Origin of the sequence: Liquorilactobacillus sicerae (assembly GCF_029916425.1) — a bacterium.
In the GTDB taxonomy this organism is placed as follows: Bacteria; Bacillota; Bacilli; order Lactobacillales; family Lactobacillaceae; genus Liquorilactobacillus; species Liquorilactobacillus sicerae.
In genome coordinates, this window is the sequence record NZ_JAHAVQ010000003.1 from 172,774 (window position 1) to 193,029 (window position 20,256).

Below are 20,256 nucleotides of genomic sequence, written 5' to 3' on the forward strand. Positions count from 1 at the left end.
TGTTGCTGATTCTACGACCTTTTTAAATTTTTCTTTAAAGTGAAAGGACTGCATCACCATTTTTAATGGTTGCCAGCATTTGCTGGGCCATTGTTCCGTATTTTTTACCCGGATGAGTGGTGTTGTATTCACAAATTTCCAAAGCCGACAGCAACAGTAAACAACGTTGCAATTCATGACTAGGAATTTCAAATTGATGCTTAGCTTCATAGCCATCTAAAAACCGTTGCCGAAAACGCGGATCTTTAACTTCATTATAAAAGAATTTAATAAAATCTTGGTAGGTTACTCCAATTTTTGAACGTTCAAAATCAATCAGAACTAATTTCCCTTGGTATTCCATAATATTCCGGACACTGAAATCACCATGCAAAACAACTTTGGGCAATTGCTCATACTCTTCATCAGCTCGCGAAAAGTCCGCTTGCAACAACTTCAAACTGGTTAAAATGGGTGCAGCATAGGCGGAATCTTTTAAACGTTCCGCTTTTTCTTTAATTTGCAAAGGTAACGGCCGCTGATCTTCATAGACTAAGACTTTACCAGTCACCAGATTGTGAAACTCACCCAGCAGTTTGCCAAATTGATAAGCCACCTGACCATTGATTTGCCGATCCTCCAATTCTTGCATTTGTCGATCACGCAAGGTAACAACATAATTATCCTCAAAAATAACGTTGTCTAAATAAACATTCGGTGCATAGACCTCATTGACATGCTGCTCAGCATAAAACATTTCCTTTTCCTTAAAAATTTTGACAAAAAGTTTAGCATGATATAACCTGCTTTCACCAACCAGATGTTGATTTCCTGCTACATCGTGGATACTTTTTAAATCTGCTTGATAGTAATCATTCAAAAAATCAATTAGCATTCAGCCATCCCCATTTCGTACCCTTTTAAATTAATTGTAACTTAACCAGGTTTTAAATGGCAAGAACTCCTACCTAAAAATCTCAAAAAATTGCTAAAGAAAATTATTCACGTTACAATTGAACTATCAAAAAATAAAGCGAGGTTATTATGACCAAAAACCAAATCGTTAGTTCTTTGAGTTATCTCTCAATCTTATTTGCACCCTTTATTTTTCCGTTGATTGTTTGGATCATCTGCAAACATGAACCAATTATCCGTCACCACGCTGCAATTGCTCTGTGGTTACAGTTATTGCCCCTACTGCTTGGTACTTTCTGCCTGATTAGTTTAGGGATAACGGGATTAGCAACCAGTTCCTGGAAAATTGCTGGACCAATGATCGTCATTTTGCTTGGTATCATTGCCTTAGTGACACTGCTGATTTTCATTTACAATTTATATAAGGGAATCAAGCTGTTAGTTGCTTAAAATAATTTTGGTAGGCTTGCCAAGTTCGCTGATCATAGCAGCAAAAAATAATTTTATATTCATTAACTACAGGTTGTCTTAACCAGTTGCGGACCGTATCAACTGCGATTGGCACTGCCAACTTTAAAGGGTAGCCATAAACGCCGGTCGAAATGGCCGGAAAGGCGACCTTTTTTAATTGGTATTGATATGCCAAATCAAGCGAGTTGGAGTAACAGGCTGCTAAGAGCTGCGCCGGTTTTAAAGCTGCCTGATAAATTGGTCCAACTGTATGAATCACATAGCGCGCCGGTAATTTAAAACCAGGCGTTATTTTAGCTTCCCCAGTTTGACAACCATGCAGTTTACGACAAGCTGCCAATAACTGTGGTCCAGCTGCTTGATGGATCGCGCCGTCGACCCCGCCGCCACCTAGCAGACTGGAATTAGCAGCATTAACGATCGCATCACAACTGAGTTTGGTGATATCTCCTCGCTGCAAGAAAATTTCTGATTGTCCGACTTTCATCTACTCATCCCTTTAATTAATCTGACTTGTACCATCCGCGTAATTAAGAGTTACTCCCGACTGAACATTAAAGATATAGACATTAAAATGAATTTCATTGCTGTCAATTGACTGAGCTTCCATCTGCACACCGCGCGCCAATAATTCGTTTCCTCGAAAAATTGGTGTTACTCGATATCTGACATAGCCATGCGGATTTTGTTTCAAATAATATGCAATATCATCTTCATGCGCCAGCATTTCTGGAGCATTTAACTCGCGAGTCCCAGTCAGCAAATTCCGGGGATTATTGTTTTGACCTGTCAGTTGATAACCAATTAAATGGCTGCGGTTATAAAGCCAGCCAGATTTGATTTTTTTATTGTGCCAACCAGTTGGATCCCAAGTCAATTCCGTCCGCTTAGCTGTCGGCATTAACGACTGGTTCAATAAAGCATTCGCTGCTGTCACACGATTTAGGCTGTCCAACTGCCCATAAGTTTGCCAAGCACCCTTAGCAGTCGACAGATCACTGGTTGAAAATTCTGGATTATTATGATTGACGGTAATTTCATTTTGACCGCTGTAATTCAGTTCAGCTAACTGCTGCGTCGTTGCAGTTACAGTCTGCTGGTTGGCAGTTGTTGCTGAAGCAGCCGCTAAGGTTTTAAGCTTTTGATGCCAGTGCTTGATTTGTCGATTTTTAAGTTTGATTTTCTTGTTTGTTGTTTTGATTTGCCGCTTAAGCCAACTGATTTTTTGTTGCTTGCCTGTCGCTAAAACCGGTTGCGGCAAGATTGCTGCCGACAATAAACAAATCGTGAACCAAAGTAGCAAAATTCTTGTTAATTTTTTCATCATCTTAACGCCTTTCGATAGCCAGCCGCTTGAGCCTGAGCTTCAGTTGAAAAATAAACGGCATTGGCAGCATTCATCTTATAACCAGCTTGACCAGGAACATGATAAATATGCGAATTGCGATTACCGACAATCTGACCTTGTCCGGTGGTAATCTGATCAGCTGAACTACTTGAGCTGCTGGTTGAAACTGCACTTGAGCTGGACTGACCGCTAGCCGAAACGGCTTCCGGTTGCTGAGCATTTTTGTCTGATTGCCATTTACTCTTTAATGAAGCTGATTGATACTTTTTAGCAGCTAACTTTTGCTTAAGCGAGCTGGAAGTCTTTTTTAACTGCTGAATTTGCTGCGTTTTACTGTCAACTGAAGCCAACACCGCCTGGGAACAGCCACTCAGCGGAGCAAATAATAGCAATAAAACCAGCAACCTGATGATTTTTCTCATACTTTTCATTTCTTTCTAAGTAAATTACTTTCCCAAATCACTAACTTTATTCTACAATAAAATCAGTAAAGGAGTGCGACCAATCATGAAAAGTGTTTTAATTGTCACCACTGAACATATCCCTGAAAAAAAATATGAAGTAATTGGCGAAGTTTTTGGGATGACTACTCAATCTAAAAATCTGATTCGTAATCTTGGAGCTGGTTTAAAGAACATTGTTGGCGGTGAAATCAAGGATTATACCAAAATGCTGGAAGAATCCCGACGTGTTGCCGTTGAACGGTTGCGAAAAAATGCAGCCAAAATGGGAGCTGATGCAGTTGTCATGATGCGTTTTGATTCTAGTGCAATTGGTCAGGACATGCAGGCGGTCGCGGCTTATGGAACAGCTGTTAAATTTGTTGCTTATGAAAATTAATTGCACCGTGATCGCTGTAGTTATGATCAACTGACAATGGCTAACTAAACTAAAATTAGCAGCAGCTTACAAAACTAGCAAAAAGGGAAATTTTGCAGGCTGCTATTTTTATGGTACCAAATTCTAATCAACCAATTTGCTGTCAAAACCATTTATCAGCTTTATTGTTCAAAATAATTATTTTAAAATTAGCAGAAAGTAAATAAAGTATAAGTTTTTTCTCGATTACTTGTTTCAAAGATTTTTTTATTATAGATTTGAATAGTAATAAAAAACATAAGAAAGAAGTAATACTTTGACAGAAAAATTTCTGACAACCAACGGGATCAAGCTCTGTTATGACATTCATGGGGCTGGAAGTCCTTTATTAATGATTCACGGCGTTACTGACTGTAAAGAAACTTACGATCGTGACTTACCGGAGCTGAGCAAACATTTTAAAGTCATTCGTTATGATTTGCGTGGTCATGGTCATTCAACCTTATCAAAAAAACAATTTGATTTAAAAGATCATGTCGAAGATGCCCTAGCTTTGATCCGGCAACTCAATTTAAACGACTTTTATTTGTATGGTGGTTCACTAGGCAGCTATATCGCTCAAGGTGTTGCAGTGAAAATTCCCACAAAGATTCGGAAATTGATTTTGAATGTTTCGGCGGCTCACAATCCGGCTTCCGCTTTAGCCGAAACTGTTAAGAATGATACTTTGCCAACTGATTTGACTGCTCGTCGAAAATGGTGGAGTAAGCATCTAGTTTATGATCAAAAAAAACTGGCTTTAGTTGAAAAATCTGGTTTTCAAAAGAATAACTTGTCCCCAGCCGCTGAGTATCGAGCTTTAAAATCAATCAGTGCTTTTGATTTTAGTCAGGAACTAAATAAAATAACTTGTCCGGTATTAATTACCAGCGGTCGCTTTGATCCAGTAAACCCGCCACAAAAAAGCCAAGTTATTAATCATTTATTAACTAATAGCCAAATGAAGATTTTTAACTCTGGACATTTACTCCGATTAGAAAATACTGCTCAGTATGATCAAATCATGATCAATTTTTTTAAAACTGCCTAACATAAAAAACCACTGAAGCTTGTTTTCTTTTAAACAAGCTTCAGTGGTTTTTGTAATTAACTTAGTTAGCTGAATGATTTACGTTCATTTTCAAATTCGAGAAAATACTATTTTTGCTATCAAAATCAAAATAACCCATAATGCGGCACTCGGCAACAACGAATATTTTAACCCTTTAAAAAGTTCCATTATGAGCCCTCCTATCTTATCTTGCTTAATCATAAACCAGGAGTATTAATAATTTTTGAAGAACTCATAAAGAAAGGTTAAATATTACCCTTAGCTGTTTGCAAAAATAACTTTGAGCTGGTTTATTTTCAACCTTAATCAGCAATCAAAAAAGTGACCTAATGCAAAGCTGTTGCAAAAGTAACTGCACCAAATATTATCCCGGGAAGATTTGCCCAAAATACTGGCCAATCCCGGTGTAATTTAAAATATGCATAAACACACCAAAATGAACAATTAATAGCAGCAACTAGCGGTTGAATTGGATTGCCATAATTACCTTGTAAATTGTTGAAAATTTGTGGAATATACGAAACATACATTAAAACTGCTAAAACTGTCGCAACTTTGCTTAATATACTTATAAATTTGCTTTCTTGTTCCAAAATTAAATCCTCCTTATGCAATTAATAATTATAAGGAAATTTTAGATATAAAGCAATTTAAATTAGGTTAATAACTCTGTTTCAGCCACCTCTTGTCCCTAGAAAAGCTAGCCAGTATGGGTCAAATTGTGGGTCAAGTCAAAATTAGTAAAATAAATACGGCTGACAAATGCCCTTATTTCAGCATTTACCAGATCTATTTTCATTTTAACCGACAGACCCTTCCATTTGAAACTCAATCAACCGGTTTAGCTCAACTGCATATTCCATTGGCAATTCTTTGGTAAATGGTTCCACAAATCCCATAATAATCATTTCGGTAGCTTTGTCTTCAGGAATTCCGCGACTCATTAGATAATATAACTGTTCTTCAGAAATCTTAGAAACTTTAGCCTCATGCTCCATCGAAACATTGCCATTTTTTACTTGGTTAACCGGAATCGTATCACTTGAACTTTGCTCATCCATAATGATCGTATCACATTCAACGTGCGATTTTGAGCCATCACTGTGTGGACCAAAACGAACTTTTCCACGATAGTCAGCCTTGCCGCCATCCTTGCAAAGCGACTTGGAAATGATTGAACTGGAAGTGTTTTTTGCATTGTGAATCATTCGCGCCCCAGTATCTGAATCAATATTTTTACCAGCAAAAGCGATTGACAGCATCGTCCCATGTGCACCTTCGCCATTCATATAAACACTTGGATATTTCATGGTGACTTTAGAACCCAAATTACCATCGACCCATTCCATCGTCGAATTTTCTAAAGCCTGGGCACGTTTGGTTTCCAAGCTGTAGACATTATTCGACCAATTCTGAATCGTTGTATAGCGGCAATAGGCATCCTTAAGAACATTAACTTCTACTACTGCAGCATGCAAGCTATCCTCTGAATAATTTGGTGCTGTACAGCCCTCAACATAATTAACGCTAGCGCCTTCATCAACAATAATCAACGTGCGTTCAAATTGGCCACTATTGCCAGCATTAATTCGAAAATAACTTTGAATTGGAGTTTTTACTTTAACACCTTTAGGAACATAAATAAAAGTTCCACCTGACCAAACAGCTGAATTTAAGGCTGCAAATTTATTATCTGCCGGCGGAATCAGCTTGCCAAAATATTTACGCACTAATTCAGGATGCTTTTGAACAGCTGAATCAGTATCCATAAAAACAATACCTTCTTTTTCAAGTTGCTCATGCATATTATGATAAACAACTTCTGATTCGTACTGAGCGGAAGATCCGGCTAAATATTTACGTTCAGCTTCCGGCACACCCAACCGATCAAACGTTTTTTTAATATCTTCAGGAACATCTTCCCATTTGCGAGCAACGTGATCGCTATCACGTCGAAAATAATTAATATGATCAAGATCTAAAGGCGAAAGATCTGGCCCAAAATCTGGCATTTCCATTGCTTGATAACGATGAAAGGCTTTCAATCGAAAATCCAGCATCCAATCAGGTTCATGCTTAGCAGCTGAAATTTGCCGAACAGTTGCTTCAGTTAATCCTTCGCCGGTCGTCAAAATTGGCTGAATATCATCTTTAAAACCATATTGATACTCGCCACCTAAGCCGAGCATATTTGCCTTTGCTGTTTCTGCCATTTTATAACTCTCCTCCCTTTATATTTACTGATCATGCCGCATAAAACCGATTGTCGACTCTTGCTGACCATTGGCTAAAGCTTGATAAATCGCCTTCCAAGCCAAGGTCGCACATTTGATGCGAGCCGGAAACTTGGCAACTCCTTCTAAAACTGCAGCATCACCTAAAACTTCTTCATAGTCTTGCGGTGGATTACCTGTCACCATATTTGAAAATACCGCCACCATCTTTTCAATCTGCTGTGGACTCTTGCCCAGAACTTCATCGGTCATCATGCTGGCTGAGGCTTGACTAATCGTACAACCTGAGCCGGAAAAGGCAACTTGATCAACTTTATTGTCTTTTAAAATTACCTGAACATTTAAAACATCCCCACAAGTTGGATTACGTAGCTCTAATTTATGGCTGGCAGCTTTCAAAGAACCATAATGGTGCGGATGCATTGCATGATCCAAAATCATTTGCCGATATAAATTTTCAAGTTTAGATAGTGCCATGGTTGAAGAACTCCTTTGTGGCTTTGATTGCTTCGACTAATTTTTGAGCATCAGCTAAATTATTATACAAGTATAAACTAGCGCGGGCAGTCGCGGCAACTTTTAACCATTCCATTAAAGGTTGAGCGCAGTGATGACCAGCACGAACTGCAACTCCTTCCATATCTAACGCTGTTGCGACATCATGGGGATGCAGACCATCCAGATTAAAGGAAATTACCCCGCTATGTTTAGCTGGATCATGTGGTCCATAAACCGTGACCCCTGGTATTTCTAATAAAGCTGGCAGTAAATAATTGACTAATTGCTGCTCATGCGCCTGAACTCGATCCATCCCGATAGCACTTAAGTAATCAATTGCTGCTCCCAAACCGATTACTCCAGCAATATTTTGCGTTCCACCTTCGAATTTCCATGGTGCCGCTTTAAAGGTCGTTTTTTGCAACTGGACCCAATCGATCATTTCACCACCAAATTCCAACGGCGGCATATCCGCTAATAATTCACGCTTACCCCATAAAACGCCAATCCCTGTCGGTGCCATTAACTTGTGACCGGAAAAAGCATAAAAATCAGCATCCATTGCTTGAACATCAACTTTAAAATGTGGGGTAGACTGAGCTCCATCAACAACCATAATTGCACCATGTTGATGAGCAAGAGCAGCTATTTTTTTAATTGGATTCACCACACCCAAAACATTAGAAGCCTGCGTTAAAGAAACAATGGCCGTTTTATCAGTGATTTGCTGTTCAGCACTTGCCAAATCTAATTCACCATCTGGCAATAGGTTAATATATTTCAAAACTGCACCATTTTTTTTAGCTAACTGCTGCCAAGGGACTAAATTACTGTGGTGTTCCAGATACGAAATAACAATTTCATCGCCAGCCTTAACATGAGTTGCCCCATAACTTGCCGCTACCCAATTTAATCCTTCAGTCGTCCCTTTGGTATACACAATCTCTTCGCGGCTTGGTGCATTAATAAATTTAGCGACTTTATCACGAACCGCTTCAAATTCTTTAGTCGCTCTTTCGGCTAATGTGTGAACTCCACGATGTACATTAGCATTATCATGATAGTAGTAATCCGTTACCGCCTGAACAACCGCCTTAGGTTTTTGGGCAGTCGCAGCATTATCTAAATATACCAATGGTTCATCATTAACTGTCTGATTTAAAATTGGAAAATCCGCTCGATACTCACTCATCTTTTTGACCATCTATAAGCTTCCCTTCAATTGTTGCTTTTAATTGATCCCGAATCCAGTCGGACGGAATTGCTGCCAAAACCGGTCCTAAAAATCCTCTAATTACTAAACGTTCAGCCAGCTTTTTATGCAATCCACGACTCATCAGATAATACATTTGCTCGGCATTGACACGACCAACACTAGCGGCATGACCAGCTGTTACATCGTTGTCGTCAATCAACAAAACTGGATTCGCATCTCCTTTTGCTTTAGGTGAAAGCATCAAGAGACGGCTTTCCTGCTGGGCATCAGCGCCCTTAGCACCTTTGATAATATGCCCAATACCATTAAAAATCAGTGTCGATCGTGATAAGATCACCCCATGCTGCAAGATGTGACCAATTGTATGTTGGCCATAATTGGTAACTCGCGTATCGATTCCTTGGACTTGGCGCCCAGTTGAAATTGCAATAACTTTGGTTTCAGCATGAGCTCCAGCCCCTACCAAATCAGAATCGAAGTCACCAACAATATCCCCGTCATTCATCATTCCCATCGACCAATCGATTTTTGCATCTTTGCCAAGGTGAGCTCGCCGATTTAAATAAGTTGTCGTATTTTTACCTAAACGATCTACACTGGCAAATTTAACATGGCTATTGTCTTTAGCAATAACTTCTACAATCACACTTGCGGTGGTCGACTGTTCACCAACAGTTGTTAAATTTTCCATATAAGGTACTTCACTATTTTCACCAACAATTAAAATTACATGGTGAACAAAATCTTGTTTGCCGGTTGCATCCTGGACAAAGTAACTAGTAATTGGCTCAGTTAAAACGGTATTCTTTGGCACATAAATCAGCAAACCGCTAGTCAATTTGGCCACATGCTGTGCTGTTAGCAAATCTTGATCGTATTTAATTGCCTGTTGCATAAAATACTTTTTGACCAAATCTTCGTGTTCGCGCAAAGCCGTAGCCCAGTCGCAAACAATCACTCCTTTATTCGCTAAAGACCGTAGCCCGGTTTGTTTAACAGTTGTCTGCCCAAACTGGACGATTAAATGCTTGGCTGCTTCAATCTTTAATTTTTCGAGCAGTTTAGTATCTGACTGGTGAAATTCAAGCGGCTGTTGCAGCTGAATTGGCCAGCGTTGATAACGAATCTTACCAAAAGAAGGTAAGTGCAAATGTTTTGCTTGTTGCCAGGCTTTGATCCTTAAATCAGAAAACCACGCTGGTTCCGATGTTTGCTGAGCATAATTGGCAATTTCCGGATAAGTTTGTAAATCTGTCATCTGCTTCCATCTCCCCTAAGCGTCTTCATCAACTAATTTAATATCTAAACCTAATTCATCACGCAAGCCGGCATACCCTTCATCCTCAAGTTTTTTAGCTAGCTCTGGACCACCTTGTTTAACGATCCGGCCATCCATCATAACGTGAACCGTATCAGGAACAATATAATTCAATAACCGTTGATAGTGGGTGATGATCAATGAACCAAACTCTGGCCCACGCATTTTATTGACTCCGCGAGAAACAACTTTTAAAGCATCGATATCCAAACCAGAGTCGATCTCATCTAAAATTGCAAATTTAGGTTTGATCATCATTAATTGCAGAATCTCATTTCGCTTTTTCTCACCGCCGGAGAATCCCTCGTTTAAATAACGATCGGCCATTTCCTCGGTCATATCAAGCGTGCTCATTGCTTCATCCAGTTCCTTTAAGAATTTGCGAATTGGCACTGGTTTATCTTTTGGTCGCCGAGAATTGATTGCGCCCCGAATAAATTCAGCATTAGTTACTCCAGGAATTTCTGCTGGATATTGCATAGCGAGAAATAATCCAGCACGTGCCCGCTTATCAACTGACATTGAGAGCAAATCTTGGCCATCCAATAAAATCTGACCTGCCATTACCTTGTAGGCCGGATTACCCATAATCGTTTCTGAAAGCGTCGATTTGCCTGTACCGTTTGGCCCCATGATAGCATGGATCTCACCAGTCCTCATTGACAAATTAACACCCTTTAAAATTTCTTTTCCTTCAATTGAAACATGTAAGTTTTTAACTTCAAGTGTTGCCATTTTGAATTCCTCCAATGTTAAATCACATTCTCATTCTATCTTAATTGCGAATCATTTTCAATTAGAAAAAAGCAACTCAATCGAGCTGCTTTTGTTTGAGGCAATTACTTTTCAAAGCTTTTTTAGAAAAATTACATAATTAAAAAGAAAATAGATTTCATTTAATTATTCCATTTTTCTTGATAAACATCAGGTTTAAAACCGCAAGTAAAAATTCCACTTTCAACCATTAAAGGCCGTTTGATCAATTTTCCATCACTAGCTAATAATTGACTAGCTTCTTTGGTAGTTAGCTGATTAACCTTATCTTTTAAATTTAACTGCCGATATTTAAGGCCACTAGTATTAAAAAAATACTTGATTGGATGCTGTTTTTTTTCAATCAACTTGAACAAAAAATCAGCACTTGGAGGAGTTTTGACAATATCAATCTCTTCATACTCGACTTGATGTTCGTTTAACCATTTGCGAGCTTTAGCGCAAGTTGAGCAACGATTATAACAGTAAAATTTTTTCATTGCACTGATCCTTTCCACTTACTTTAAAATTAATTATAAACCCAAAATCAATTTTTGGATAAAAAAAGGCTACAGCTTTGAAGGCTGCAGTCACTTTTTTAATGAAAGTCTTTAGTATTGCTAAACATATAGCTTTTATTATGATATCGCATCGACATAATTAAGCCGATCCCAATCATATTGCCAATCAAAGCCGAACCACCTTGACTGACAAAGGGCAACGGAATACCCGTCAACGGCAAAAGCCCAATACTCATCCCAATATTTTCAAAAACATGGAACAAAATCATCATGATAACGCCCGTTGAAAGATAGGCATAAAATTCATTTTTGGTATCAAAGGTTACTTGAACCATTTGAAAAATTAATAGCAAATAGATAAAAATCAAAACACAGCCACCGATAAAGCCAAAATTCTCTCCGATAACCGAAAAAATCATATCTGATTCACGAACTGGCACATAGACATTAGAGACATTAAACCCCTTACCAAAAAGTCCACCTGTCCCAATTGCTTTCATGCTTTGCCATAACTGGTAGCTAGTTGACGAAGTACTCGCTGATGGATCTAACCAGGCCTCAATTCGGTCAAACTGATAGGTTTTAAAACCAATCTGCATTAAAATACTTCGACCATAGATGACTAGTAAGATTGCTGCACTACCAAAAATTATGGCAATTGAAGCAATCGGAGCAATAATTTTCCAAGAAACCCCAGAAACTAAAATCATACCACCTAAAATAGCAATAAACACCAGCATCGTACCAAAGTCATTTTGTAACTTTAGCAACGCCGCAACCGGTAATGACCATAAGGCTAACTTCCCAATTAATAACCAGTCTGATCTAATCTGATGCTCTGGATATTCATTATTATGTTGCGAAATAACTCGCGCCAGTATCATAATATAAGCCGGCTTCATGACCTCTGAAGGCTGAAATGTTAAACTACCAATTGCAAACCAGCTCTTAGCACCTGTACGAGCAAAATAAGACCGACTGTAAAAAACTAAAAGCAGTAGCAACAATGTAATTCCGATTCCATAAGCTACTGGAGCTAATTTCCATAGCTGCTCAGCATCAAATTGGATAATAACAACCACTGCAATCGTTCCAATCACATACCAAGCAAACTGCATTAACAGCGTATGGCTGATGCTAGTAGTACTGTTATCATGACTAGCTGCAACATAAATTGACAGCATTCCGATTACCGCTAGCACCAGAACCGAGAAAATAATTCCATAATCGATTCGGGCGTCTTGATTTTCTTCATTGCGTGTTCTTCTTCCTTCCAACCAATCTACTCCTTTCTACGTAAAAATCACGCAAACTAAGGTTAATTAGCTTGATGAAGATGATAATCTCGCAATAACAAATTGACAGCTTCAACTTGCGAGTTAGTATGATATACTGAACCATTAGGTAACAAAGCTTGAAAACTATTTATACGCGAATTAGGTTTAATTGTTCCTAAGCTTTGTTTGCCAATTTTTAATTCGACAATTGTTTGACCGTTTTCTTCTCTTTTTTCCTCAATAACCTCAATATTTTTTTCTTTTTTTGACACTGCTAACCTCCAATAAATCTCCAAACTCTTTTTGTTCAGCTGCCCGATTACGTTTCAAAGAAAAATTCTTTGGAACAGGATCATAACCGCCTCTAACAAATGGATGACAACGCAAAATTCGTGCCAAGCTCATTAAACTTCCCTTTAAGGCACCAAAGCGAGCAATTGCTTCAACAGCATAATGTGAACAAGTCGGGTAGTAACGGCAAGTAGGCGGAAAAAAAGGAGAGATTCCCCTTTGATAACCACGAATCAACCACAATAAAATTCGTTTCAAGTGAATCCTCCTAATACTTTTCCATTTTTACTTTTGACTTTTTTCAATGTGATCTAATAAATAACCGGTTCCCATTGCGACATCATCTAATGGGGTATCAGCAACCATTACCGGTACCCTCAGATGATTAGAAAATAACTGATCGATACCATCAAGCAATGCTCCACCACCAGTTAAAACGATGCCAGTATCAATAATATCCGCTGCCAGTTCAGGCGGTGTTTGTTCAAGAACATTTTTAGCAGCATCAATCACCGCTAACATGGTATCATGTAATGCCTTTTCAATTTGATTTGAAGACAAAGTAATTGTTCTTGGTAAACCATTGATCACATCACGCCCACGAATTTCCATTTCTTTTTGCCGATGATCCGGTAAAACTGTTCCAATTTCAATTTTAGCCTTTTCAGCTGTATGTTCTCCAATTTGTAAACTGTGGACTTTACGAACATACGACGTAATATCGGCATTTAATTGATCACCTGCAACTCTTAACGAGCGGCTGACAACAATGTCACCAAGAGAAATAACCGCAATATCACTGGTTCCTCCACCAACATCAATCACCATGCTACCTTTGGGTTGAAAAATATTTAAACCAGCACCAATTGCCGCTACCTTGGGCTCTTCTTCCAAGTAAACATTCCCACCGCCAGATTTTTCAGCAGCTTGGCGAATTGCTTTTTGTTCAATTGAAGTCGTATTAGTTGGACAGCAAATCAAAATATTTGGTTTTGACATAAAGCCCTTAACATTTAATTTCTTAATAAAATATGAAAGCATCTGCTCTGTCATATCGAAGTCAGCAATTACCCCGTCTTTTAGTGGACGAATTGCTCGAATATTGCTTGGCGTTCTACCAACCATTTTATAAGCTTCTGAACCGACTGCCAAGACACGCCCATTATCAGTGTCAATTGCAACAACGGATGGCTCATTTAAAACTATACCTTTACCCTTGACATTGATTAAAACATTCGCTGTGCCTAAATCGATTCCGATATCTTTAGCCATACTGATTCTCCTTTAATTTTTATATGTACCAGCAGTACAGTCATTGCAAAGGATCAAAAATTGGTCTAATCTGCAAAATCAGATATCATTATAGCATAAAAGCACTAATTTCAAAATGTTGTCCTGCTTAAAATAATTAGATTTAAATAAAAATAAACTATTTGTTATACTATTCTAATCTTTTATCGGTAACTGAACTTTTAAACTACTCGAGCCTTCAATAACTACACGCTTAATTTTGGCACCCAAAGCAGCCAACTTCTGATGAAAATGGTAATAGCCACGATCAAGGTATTTTAATTGACCAATTTCGGTATAACCATCAGCCACTAAACCAGCTAAAACCAAAGCTGCCGCTGCTCGTAAATCAGTCGCATTTACCTGAGTTCCTTGAAAATGGGTTGGACCAATCAAAAATGCAGAATTCCCTTCAATTCTAAAACGAGCATTCATTCGTCTTAGCTCTTCTAAATAAAGGAAACGATTTTCAAACACTGTTTCGGTTAAAGTACTCTCACCCTTTGCTAATAGCTGCAAAACCGCAATTTGCGGTTGCATATCGGTAGGAAAACCCGGATGGGGCAAAGTTTTAACATTTGTCGATTTTAAATGTTTTGTACCAATGACCCGAATTCCTGCTGCTTCTTCTTGAACTGTGACTCCCATTTCCTCCAACTTAGAAATTAATGGTCGATTATGCTCAGCAATTGCATTTTTAATCAAAACATTTCCGTTAGTTGCCGCTGCTGCAACCATAAATGTTCCTGCTTCAATTCGATCTTGAATCACAGTATGTTTGACGCCATGAAGTTTGCTAACACCAATAACTTTAATTCTTTCTGTGCCTGCACCATTGACTTTAGCTCCCATTTGATTCAAAACATTTGCTAAGTCAACAATTTCGGGCTCACGTGCCACATTTTCGATAATTGTCGTCCCCTGTGCTAGAGTTGCGGCCATCATAATATTCTGTGTGGCACCAACACTTGGAAAATCTAAATAAATATTTGCTCCCTTTAAGCCATCAGTTCTAGCGTCAATAAAACCATCATGCTGATCAATGGTCGCACCCATTGCTGCCAAACCTTTTAAATGCAGATCAATTGGTCGTGAACCAATTGCACAACCACCTGGCATCGCTACTCGTGCCCGACCTAAACGAGCTAACAATGGTCCAAAAACGACAATTGAAGCACGCATTTTAGAAACGTACTGAAAGGGCGCTTCAGAAGATAACTGTTCAGTGGCATTTAATATCTCAATTTTTTTATTCTCATCAAAAGCAACTTTCACATTTAAAAACTCTAATAAATTATTCATCATATGAACATCTGAAAGAACTGGAACATTTTCCAATTCCAAATCCCCGTCACTTGCCAAAATGCTAGCTGCCAAAATTGGTAAAACAGCATTTTTAGCACCCTCAATTTCAACTTCTCCAACTAGTCGATTTCCGCCTTGAACAATTATTTTTTCCAAACGATTTTCCTCCATCACAAACTTAGATTAAATATGATAAATTTTTGACGTTATTAATAAAGTCCAGGAAAAATGAACTACATTGATAACCTATCGCAACTGCAATCAAAACCAGCAACCATTTAAAATTTTTCTGCTTTGAAGGAGCTATATAACGATCCAAGCGTAATGATTGCAAAGCAGCAAAAGCAATAAAAATAAAAAGAAAATTACTGATTAGATTTAATAACGCATTTATTCCATAAATCTTCATCTAGTATCCTCCTGAGTTTGTTTTTATCATAGCATAAAAATGCAAAATCGTCTTGTTTTACGTAACAAAAATGTAATCTTTAAAAAAACGCTGATTTTTTAAATCAGCGTTTTTCTCAGGAATATATTTATTAATGACCTGCAATATTCAAACGATTAATTGCCCTGCGCAACGAAACCTCAGCCCGTTTCACTTGATCAGTATCATGGGCTTGTTTGGCCTTCTCTAACCTTTCTTCAGCTCGTTTCCTAGCTCGTGCAGCTCGTGCAGTATCAATATTTTCTTTTCGCTCTGCACTATTAGCTACAACGGTTGCCAAATTATTAGAGAATTCAACGAATCCACCACCAACAGCAATTTCTTCAAACTTATCTTCAGCATCACCCTGTTTAACACGAACTTCATCAATTGCCAAGGATGCTAAAAAAGGAATATGGTCTGGCAAGACTCCAAGCTCGCCGAGTGTCGTTTTAAAAATAACAAAAGGGGTCTGCTTTTCGTAAACACTGCCGTCTGGAGTAACAACATTGACGGTCAACATTTTTTGATCTGTCATTTGCTATGCCCCCTTATTTGGCCATACTTGCTTTCATCTTTTTAGCCTTGTCGACAACTTCTTCAATTCGGCCAACTGAACGGAAGGCATCTTCTGGAAGATCATCATATTTTCCTTCAAGGATCTCCTTGAAACCTTTGACAGTTTCTTTAACTGGCACATATGAACCAGGCTGACCAGTAAATTGCTCAGCAACATGGAAGTTTTGTGATAAGAAGAATTGAATCCTTCTGGCACGAGCAACAGTCACCTTTTCTTCATCTGATAATTCATCCATTCCCAAAATTGAAATGATATCCTGCAACTCGCGATAACGTTGCAAAACGTGCTGAACTTCAGTTGCAACTTCATAGTGTTCTTTGCCAACGATTTCTGGAGCCAAAGCACTTGAAGTCGAAGCCAGTGGATCCACGGCTGGATAAATACCTTGCTGGGTCAAACTTCTTTCAAGGTTCGTTGTTGCATCCAAATGAGCAAATGTAGTTGCTGGAGCAGGATCAGTATAATCATCAGCCGGTACATAAACAGCTTGAATCGAAGTTACAGAACCCTTCTGAGTTGATGTAATTCGTTCCTGCAATTGACCCATTTCAGTCGCCAATGTTGGCTGATAACCAACGGCTGATGGGATACGACCAAGCAAAGCGGAAACTTCAGAACCAGCCTGCGTAAAGCGGAAAATATTATCAATAAAGAGCAACACATCTTGGCCTTCAACATCACGGAAATATTCAGCAATCGTCAAGCCAGTCAATGCAACCCGCATTCTAGCACCAGGTGGCTCGTTCATCTGACCAAACACCATGGCCGTTTTCTCCAAAACACCTGATTCTTTCATTTCAAAATAAAGATCATTGCCTTCACGAGTCCGTTCGCCAACACCGGTAAAAACAGAAATACCATTATGTTCTTGAGCAATATTGTGAATCAGCTCCTGAATCAAAACAGTTTTACCAACTCCAGCACCGCCGAATAAACCAATCTTGCCACCTTTAATGTAAGGTGCTAATAAATCAATAACTTTGATCCCTGTTTCCAAAATTTCAACATTCGTACTCAGTTGATCATAAGGTGGTACCTCACGATGAATTGGGTCTCTTCTGACATCATTGCCAAATTCTGGGCCGCCATCAATCGGCTGGCCGAGAACATTGAATACTCTCCCTAATGTTACTTTGCCAACAGGAACTGTAATTGATGAACCTGTATTTACAACGTCAGCGCCACGTTGGACACCATCAGTTGAATCCATCGCAACAGTCCGCATGACACCATCGCCTAGTTCCAGCGCAACCTCGATGACCAACTCTGAACCATCTGAGCGTTTAACTGTCAAGGCGTTGTTGATATCTGGTAAAGATTCATCAAGAGGAAATTGGACATCCACAACAGGTCCGATAACTTGGACAACCTTACCTGAACTCATTCATAATTCCTCCCATCATCTATCATTCAAGGGCTGCCTGAGCACCCGTGATTTCTGTGATTTCTGTTGTTATTGCACTCTGACGAGCACGATTAAACTGTAACTGCAAAGAAGAAATCAAATCTTTTGCATTATCAGTTGCTGACTTCATTGCAGTAGAACTTGAAGCGTGCTCTGAAGTCTTTGCATCTAAAATTGCACCATAAATCAAACTTTCAGCATACTGAGGTAACACAACTTCAAGAATAGCATCACTGGAAGGCTCCATATCATATTCAGCTTGAAAGCCGGTTGAATCTTCAGAAGCCAAATCATCATGCCCTAAATTTGCTGAAGAGATTGGTAGCAATGGTTCTGAACGAAATTCAGAAGTCAACATATTGACAAAGTGATTATAACAAACATATAACTCATCATAAACTTCATCACTATACATTGAAACAATTTTCCGAACTAATGCCCGGCTTCCTCTGAATTGGGGAATATCTGCAACACCGCGATATTCAAAAACTACATTGAAACCTCTTTTTTTAAAGAAGTCTGCCCCAGTACCACCAACTGCAATAATAACCGTATCTTTAGGCGTGTGATGTCCACTAGCAATCAGATCAAGCGTTTGTTTAATAACATTGCTATTGTAACTTCCTACTAAACCACGATCAGAGGTAATAACTAAAACACCAAAATGTTTTAACGGACGTTTGACCAACATATCTAAACCAGATATTTCATGTTTGTGTGCACCATCATTTGTAGCTTTTGTGGTTGCAGCTGGATTTCCATCCAATAAATGGGATTGAGCCAAGTGGGTGATCACGCTCCGAATTTTACTTGAATACACTTGGTAACTAGTAGCTTGATGCTGAATCTGACTCAGTTTGGCCGTTGAAACCATCTGCATTGCTCCAGTTATCTGTTGCGTTTTTTTAGTAGAAGTGATCCGACGTTTAACTTCTTGTAATGAAGCTCCCATTATTTTTCACCACCCTTTCTTATTTTGCAGTTATTTGAAATGCAGCCGCAAAATCTTTTAGGGCGCTGTCAAGTTGGTCTGTATCCCCTAACTTACCAGTTTCCTTAATTGTATCTAAAAGGTCACGATGATTATTATCAAAGAAGTCAAACATTTCATTTTGATAACGAACGACGTCATCAACTGGAATATTATCAATAAAGCCATGAGTCAAAGCATACAAAATCAAGACCTGTTTTTCAACAGCTAATGGTTCATGCAATGGCTGTTTTAAAACTTCGACTGTCCGACGTCCACGATTTAATTTAGCCTGAGTTGCTGCATCCAAATCAGATCCAAATTGAGCAAATGATTCCAATTCACGATAAGATGCTAAATCAACACGCAAGGTCCCGGCAACTTTCTTCATTGCTTTGATCTGTGCAGCACCCCCAACACGTGAAACTGAGGTTCCTGCATCAATGGCAGGCCGAATTCCAGAATAGAAATTATCACTATCCAAAAAAATCTGACCATCAGTAATTGAGATAACATTAGTTGGAATATAAGCAGAGACATCGCCAGCTTTGGTTTCAATAAATGGCAAAGCTGTCATCGATCCACCACCTAATTCATCACTCAATTTAGCTGCTCTTTCAAGCAACCGTGAATGCAGATAGAAAACATCGCCGGGATAAGCTTCACGACCAGGTGGACGACGAAGAATCAAAGATATTTCACGGTAAGCATCAGCCTGTTTGGTTAAATCATCATAAACAATTAAAACATGTTTGCCGTTATACATAAATTCCTCGCCCATTGCGGCACCAGCATATGGAGCTAACCAAAGCAATGGAGCTGGAGATGATGGTCCAGCTGAAACAACAATCGTATAATCCATTGCACCATATTTGCGCAAAGTTTCAACCTGACTACGGACAGTCGATTCCTTTTGGCCAATTGCAACATAGATACAAATCATATTTTGATTTTTTTGATTGATAATTGTATCAATTGCTAAGGAAGTTTTACCAGTTTTACGATCACCAATGATCAGCTCACGCTGGCCACGACCGATCGGAACCAATGCATCAATCGCCTTAATACCAGTTTGTAATGGTTCTTTAACTGACTGGCGCTGCATAACACCAGGTGCTTTCTTTTCTACTGGACGGGTCTTAGTAGTCTTAATTTCTCCCAAACCATCAATTGGCTGACCCAAAGGATTAACAACTCTTCCAATTAATGCTTCACCAACAGGAACTTCCATAATCCGGCCAGTTCGTTTAACACTATCGCCTTCACGAATGCCCTTAAAATCTCCCAGAACAACAATCCCAACATCATTTGATTCCAAGTTTTGGGCCATTCCATAGGTTCCATTTTCAAATTCCAACAGTTCGCCAGCCAGGGCATTCTCAAGTCCACTAGCACGAGCAACACCATCACCAACATAAGTAACGATGCCAACTTCATCAACTTCGAGCTTGTCCTGATAATTTGCAAGCTGCTTCTTTATCAGAGCACTGATTTCCTCAGCCTTAATGCTCATAGAAGTTTCACCTCT

Annotated in this window: 23 protein-coding genes and 1 pseudogene; 3 read left to right on the forward strand and 21 right to left on the reverse strand. The window is 38.9% G+C overall.

The window, feature by feature from the left end:
- Nucleotides 1-34 precede the first annotated feature (34 nt).
- Nucleotides 35-874, reverse strand: coding sequence for a phosphotransferase (locus KH893_RS02975; protein ID WP_281164689.1), 840 nt, complete (start codon nt 872-874; stop codon nt 35-37).
- A 149-nt stretch (nt 875-1,023) separates the two neighbouring features.
- Between KH893_RS02975 and KH893_RS02980 the strand changes: the two genes are divergently transcribed.
- Entirely contained in the window at nt 1,024-1,344 is a 321-nt protein-coding gene (locus KH893_RS02980; protein WP_281164690.1) for a magnetosome magnetite crystal formation protein family, read from the forward strand.
- On the opposite strand, the gene KH893_RS02985 is transcribed toward KH893_RS02980, so the two are convergent.
- From KH893_RS02985 to KH893_RS13300, 3 genes and pseudogenes are all read right to left on the reverse strand, one after another.
- The gene (locus KH893_RS02985; RefSeq protein ID WP_281164691.1) at nt 1,325-1,852 is read right to left on the reverse strand and encodes an O-acetyl-ADP-ribose deacetylase; all 528 of its coding nucleotides are present in this window, start codon (nt 1,850-1,852) and stop codon (nt 1,325-1,327) included. The genes KH893_RS02980 and KH893_RS02985 overlap by 20 nt on opposite strands.
- Before the next feature lie 12 nt (nt 1,853-1,864).
- A complete protein-coding gene (locus KH893_RS02990) occupies nt 1,865-2,689 on the reverse strand; it encodes a DNA/RNA non-specific endonuclease (RefSeq protein ID WP_427859744.1) in 825 nt (274 codons plus the stop codon).
- Nucleotides 2,689-2,841 (reverse strand): annotated as a pseudogene (locus KH893_RS13300) (sunset domain-containing protein); the annotation flags it as partial. The gene KH893_RS02990 and the pseudogene KH893_RS13300, both read right to left, overlap by 1 nt.
- Nucleotides 2,842-3,220: 379 nt before the next feature.
- Here KH893_RS13300 and KH893_RS03000 point away from each other — a divergent pair.
- Both KH893_RS03000 and KH893_RS03005 read left to right on the forward strand, forming a co-directional pair.
- Nucleotides 3,221-3,553 carry a heavy metal-binding domain-containing protein gene (locus tag KH893_RS03000; RefSeq protein WP_281164693.1) on the forward strand — a complete coding sequence of 111 codons (333 nt, stop codon included), beginning with the start codon at nt 3,221-3,223 and terminating at the stop codon, nt 3,551-3,553.
- 295 nt (nt 3,554-3,848) lie between these two features.
- Nucleotides 3,849-4,622, forward strand: a complete 774-nt coding sequence (locus KH893_RS03005) for an alpha/beta fold hydrolase (protein ID WP_281164694.1) — start codon at nt 3,849-3,851, stop codon at nt 4,620-4,622.
- 347 nt (nt 4,623-4,969) lie between these two features.
- On the opposite strand, the gene KH893_RS03010 is transcribed toward KH893_RS03005, so the two are convergent.
- The 17 genes from KH893_RS03010 to atpA all read right to left on the reverse strand — a co-directional run bounded on the left by KH893_RS03010 (nt 4,970) and on the right by atpA (nt 20,241).
- Nucleotides 4,970-5,173, reverse strand: a complete 204-nt coding sequence (locus tag KH893_RS03010) for a hypothetical protein (protein ID WP_281164733.1) — start codon at nt 5,171-5,173, stop codon at nt 4,970-4,972.
- Between the two features lie 270 nt (nt 5,174-5,443).
- Nucleotides 5,444-6,856 (reverse strand): Fe-S cluster assembly protein SufB, encoded by a 1,413-nt coding sequence (sufB, locus tag KH893_RS03015; RefSeq protein ID WP_281164695.1) that lies wholly within the window; start codon nt 6,854-6,856, stop codon nt 5,444-5,446.
- Nucleotides 6,857-6,880: 24 nt separating this feature from the next.
- Nucleotides 6,881-7,354, reverse strand: a complete 474-nt coding sequence (gene sufU / locus KH893_RS03020) for a Fe-S cluster assembly sulfur transfer protein SufU (protein WP_281164696.1) — start codon at nt 7,352-7,354, stop codon at nt 6,881-6,883.
- On the reverse strand, nt 7,341-8,579 hold the full coding sequence (locus KH893_RS03025) for a cysteine desulfurase (protein ID WP_281164697.1): 1,239 nt from the start codon (nt 8,577-8,579) through the stop codon (nt 7,341-7,343). Before KH893_RS03025 ends, sufU begins: the two co-directional genes overlap by 14 nt.
- On the reverse strand, nt 8,560-9,849 hold the full coding sequence (gene sufD / locus KH893_RS03030; protein ID WP_281164698.1) for a Fe-S cluster assembly protein SufD: 1,290 nt from the start codon (nt 9,847-9,849) through the stop codon (nt 8,560-8,562). The genes KH893_RS03025 and sufD overlap by 20 nt, the downstream gene beginning before the upstream one ends.
- A 15-nt stretch (nt 9,850-9,864) precedes the next feature.
- The gene (gene sufC, locus KH893_RS03035) at nt 9,865-10,644 is read right to left on the reverse strand and encodes a Fe-S cluster assembly ATPase SufC (RefSeq protein WP_281164699.1); all 780 of its coding nucleotides are present in this window, start codon (nt 10,642-10,644) and stop codon (nt 9,865-9,867) included.
- Between the two features lie 161 nt (nt 10,645-10,805).
- Nucleotides 10,806-11,162 carry an arsenate reductase family protein gene (locus KH893_RS03040; RefSeq protein WP_281164700.1) on the reverse strand — a complete coding sequence of 119 codons (357 nt, stop codon included), beginning with the start codon at nt 11,160-11,162 and terminating at the stop codon, nt 10,806-10,808.
- Between the two features lie 98 nt (nt 11,163-11,260).
- Complete coding sequence (locus KH893_RS03045; RefSeq protein WP_281164701.1) at nt 11,261-12,460, reverse strand: FtsW/RodA/SpoVE family cell cycle protein; 1,200 nt, start codon at nt 12,458-12,460, stop codon at nt 11,261-11,263.
- Nucleotides 12,461-12,501: 41 nt separating this feature from the next.
- Nucleotides 12,502-12,732 (reverse strand): DUF2969 domain-containing protein, encoded by a 231-nt coding sequence (locus KH893_RS03050; RefSeq protein WP_281164702.1) that lies wholly within the window; start codon nt 12,730-12,732, stop codon nt 12,502-12,504.
- On the reverse strand, nt 12,707-13,009 hold the full coding sequence (gene yidD, locus KH893_RS03055; protein ID WP_281164703.1) for a membrane protein insertion efficiency factor YidD: 303 nt from the start codon (nt 13,007-13,009) through the stop codon (nt 12,707-12,709). Before yidD ends, KH893_RS03050 begins: the two co-directional genes overlap by 26 nt.
- A gap of 27 nt (nt 13,010-13,036) precedes the next feature.
- Nucleotides 13,037-14,023: a rod shape-determining protein gene (gene mreB, locus KH893_RS03060; protein WP_281164704.1), complete on the reverse strand. Its 987-nt coding sequence runs from the start codon at nt 14,021-14,023 to the stop codon at nt 13,037-13,039.
- 174 nt (nt 14,024-14,197) lie between these two features.
- Nucleotides 14,198-15,502 (reverse strand): UDP-N-acetylglucosamine 1-carboxyvinyltransferase, encoded by a 1,305-nt coding sequence (gene murA, locus KH893_RS03065; protein ID WP_281164705.1) that lies wholly within the window; start codon nt 15,500-15,502, stop codon nt 14,198-14,200.
- A 22-nt stretch (nt 15,503-15,524) separates the two neighbouring features.
- A complete protein-coding gene (locus tag KH893_RS03070) occupies nt 15,525-15,755 on the reverse strand; it encodes a DUF1146 family protein (protein WP_281164706.1) in 231 nt (76 codons plus the stop codon).
- Between the two features lie 130 nt (nt 15,756-15,885).
- The gene (locus KH893_RS03075; protein WP_281164707.1) at nt 15,886-16,311 is read right to left on the reverse strand and encodes a F0F1 ATP synthase subunit epsilon; all 426 of its coding nucleotides are present in this window, start codon (nt 16,309-16,311) and stop codon (nt 15,886-15,888) included.
- A 13-nt stretch (nt 16,312-16,324) separates the two neighbouring features.
- Entirely contained in the window at nt 16,325-17,737 is a 1,413-nt protein-coding gene (gene atpD, locus KH893_RS03080) for a F0F1 ATP synthase subunit beta (RefSeq protein ID WP_281164708.1), read from the reverse strand.
- Between the two features lie 22 nt (nt 17,738-17,759).
- Entirely contained in the window at nt 17,760-18,710 is a 951-nt protein-coding gene (locus KH893_RS03085; protein ID WP_281164709.1) for a F0F1 ATP synthase subunit gamma, read from the reverse strand.
- 19 nt (nt 18,711-18,729) lie between these two features.
- Entirely contained in the window at nt 18,730-20,241 is a 1,512-nt protein-coding gene (gene atpA, locus KH893_RS03090) for a F0F1 ATP synthase subunit alpha (RefSeq protein ID WP_281164710.1), read from the reverse strand.
- Between the last annotated feature and the right edge of the window lie 15 nt (nt 20,242-20,256).

Excerpts from the sequence above, each read along its gene's own strand:
- KH893_RS02975 (WP_281164689.1), bottom strand. The coding sequence starts at position 874 with ATGCTAATTGATTTTTTGAATGATTACTATCAAGCAGATTTAAAAAGT.
- KH893_RS02980 (WP_281164690.1), top strand. The coding sequence starts at position 1,024 with ATGACCAAAAACCAAATCGTTAGTTCTTTGAGTTATCTCTCAATCTTA.
- KH893_RS02985 (WP_281164691.1), bottom strand. The coding sequence starts at position 1,852 with ATGAAAGTCGGACAATCAGAAATTTTCTTGCAGCGAGGAGATATCACC.
- KH893_RS02990 (WP_427859744.1), bottom strand. The coding sequence starts at position 2,689 with ATGAAAAAATTAACAAGAATTTTGCTACTTTGGTTCACGATTTGTTTA.
- KH893_RS03000 (WP_281164693.1), top strand. The coding sequence starts at position 3,221 with ATGAAAAGTGTTTTAATTGTCACCACTGAACATATCCCTGAAAAAAAA.
- KH893_RS03010 (WP_281164733.1), bottom strand. The coding sequence starts at position 5,173 with ATGTATGTTTCGTATATTCCACAAATTTTCAACAATTTACAAGGTAAT.
- sufB (WP_281164695.1), bottom strand. The coding sequence starts at position 6,856 with ATGGCAGAAACAGCAAAGGCAAATATGCTCGGCTTAGGTGGCGAGTAT.
- sufU (WP_281164696.1), bottom strand. The coding sequence starts at position 7,354 with ATGGCACTATCTAAACTTGAAAATTTATATCGGCAAATGATTTTGGAT.
- KH893_RS03025 (WP_281164697.1), bottom strand. The coding sequence starts at position 8,579 with ATGGTCAAAAAGATGAGTGAGTATCGAGCGGATTTTCCAATTTTAAAT.
- sufD (WP_281164698.1), bottom strand. The coding sequence starts at position 9,849 with ATGACAGATTTACAAACTTATCCGGAAATTGCCAATTATGCTCAGCAA.
- sufC (WP_281164699.1), bottom strand. The coding sequence starts at position 10,644 with ATGGCAACACTTGAAGTTAAAAACTTACATGTTTCAATTGAAGGAAAA.
- KH893_RS03040 (WP_281164700.1), bottom strand. The coding sequence starts at position 11,162 with ATGAAAAAATTTTACTGTTATAATCGTTGCTCAACTTGCGCTAAAGCT.
- mreB (WP_281164704.1), bottom strand. The coding sequence starts at position 14,023 with ATGGCTAAAGATATCGGAATCGATTTAGGCACAGCGAATGTTTTAATC.
- KH893_RS03070 (WP_281164706.1), bottom strand. The coding sequence starts at position 15,755 with ATGAAGATTTATGGAATAAATGCGTTATTAAATCTAATCAGTAATTTT.
- KH893_RS03075 (WP_281164707.1), bottom strand. The coding sequence starts at position 16,311 with ATGACAGATCAAAAAATGTTGACCGTCAATGTTGTTACTCCAGACGGC.
- atpD (WP_281164708.1), bottom strand. The coding sequence starts at position 17,737 with ATGAGTTCAGGTAAGGTTGTCCAAGTTATCGGACCTGTTGTGGATGTC.
- KH893_RS03085 (WP_281164709.1), bottom strand. The coding sequence starts at position 18,710 with ATGGGAGCTTCATTACAAGAAGTTAAACGTCGGATCACTTCTACTAAA.
- atpA (WP_281164710.1), bottom strand. The coding sequence starts at position 20,241 with ATGAGCATTAAGGCTGAGGAAATCAGTGCTCTGATAAAGAAGCAGCTT.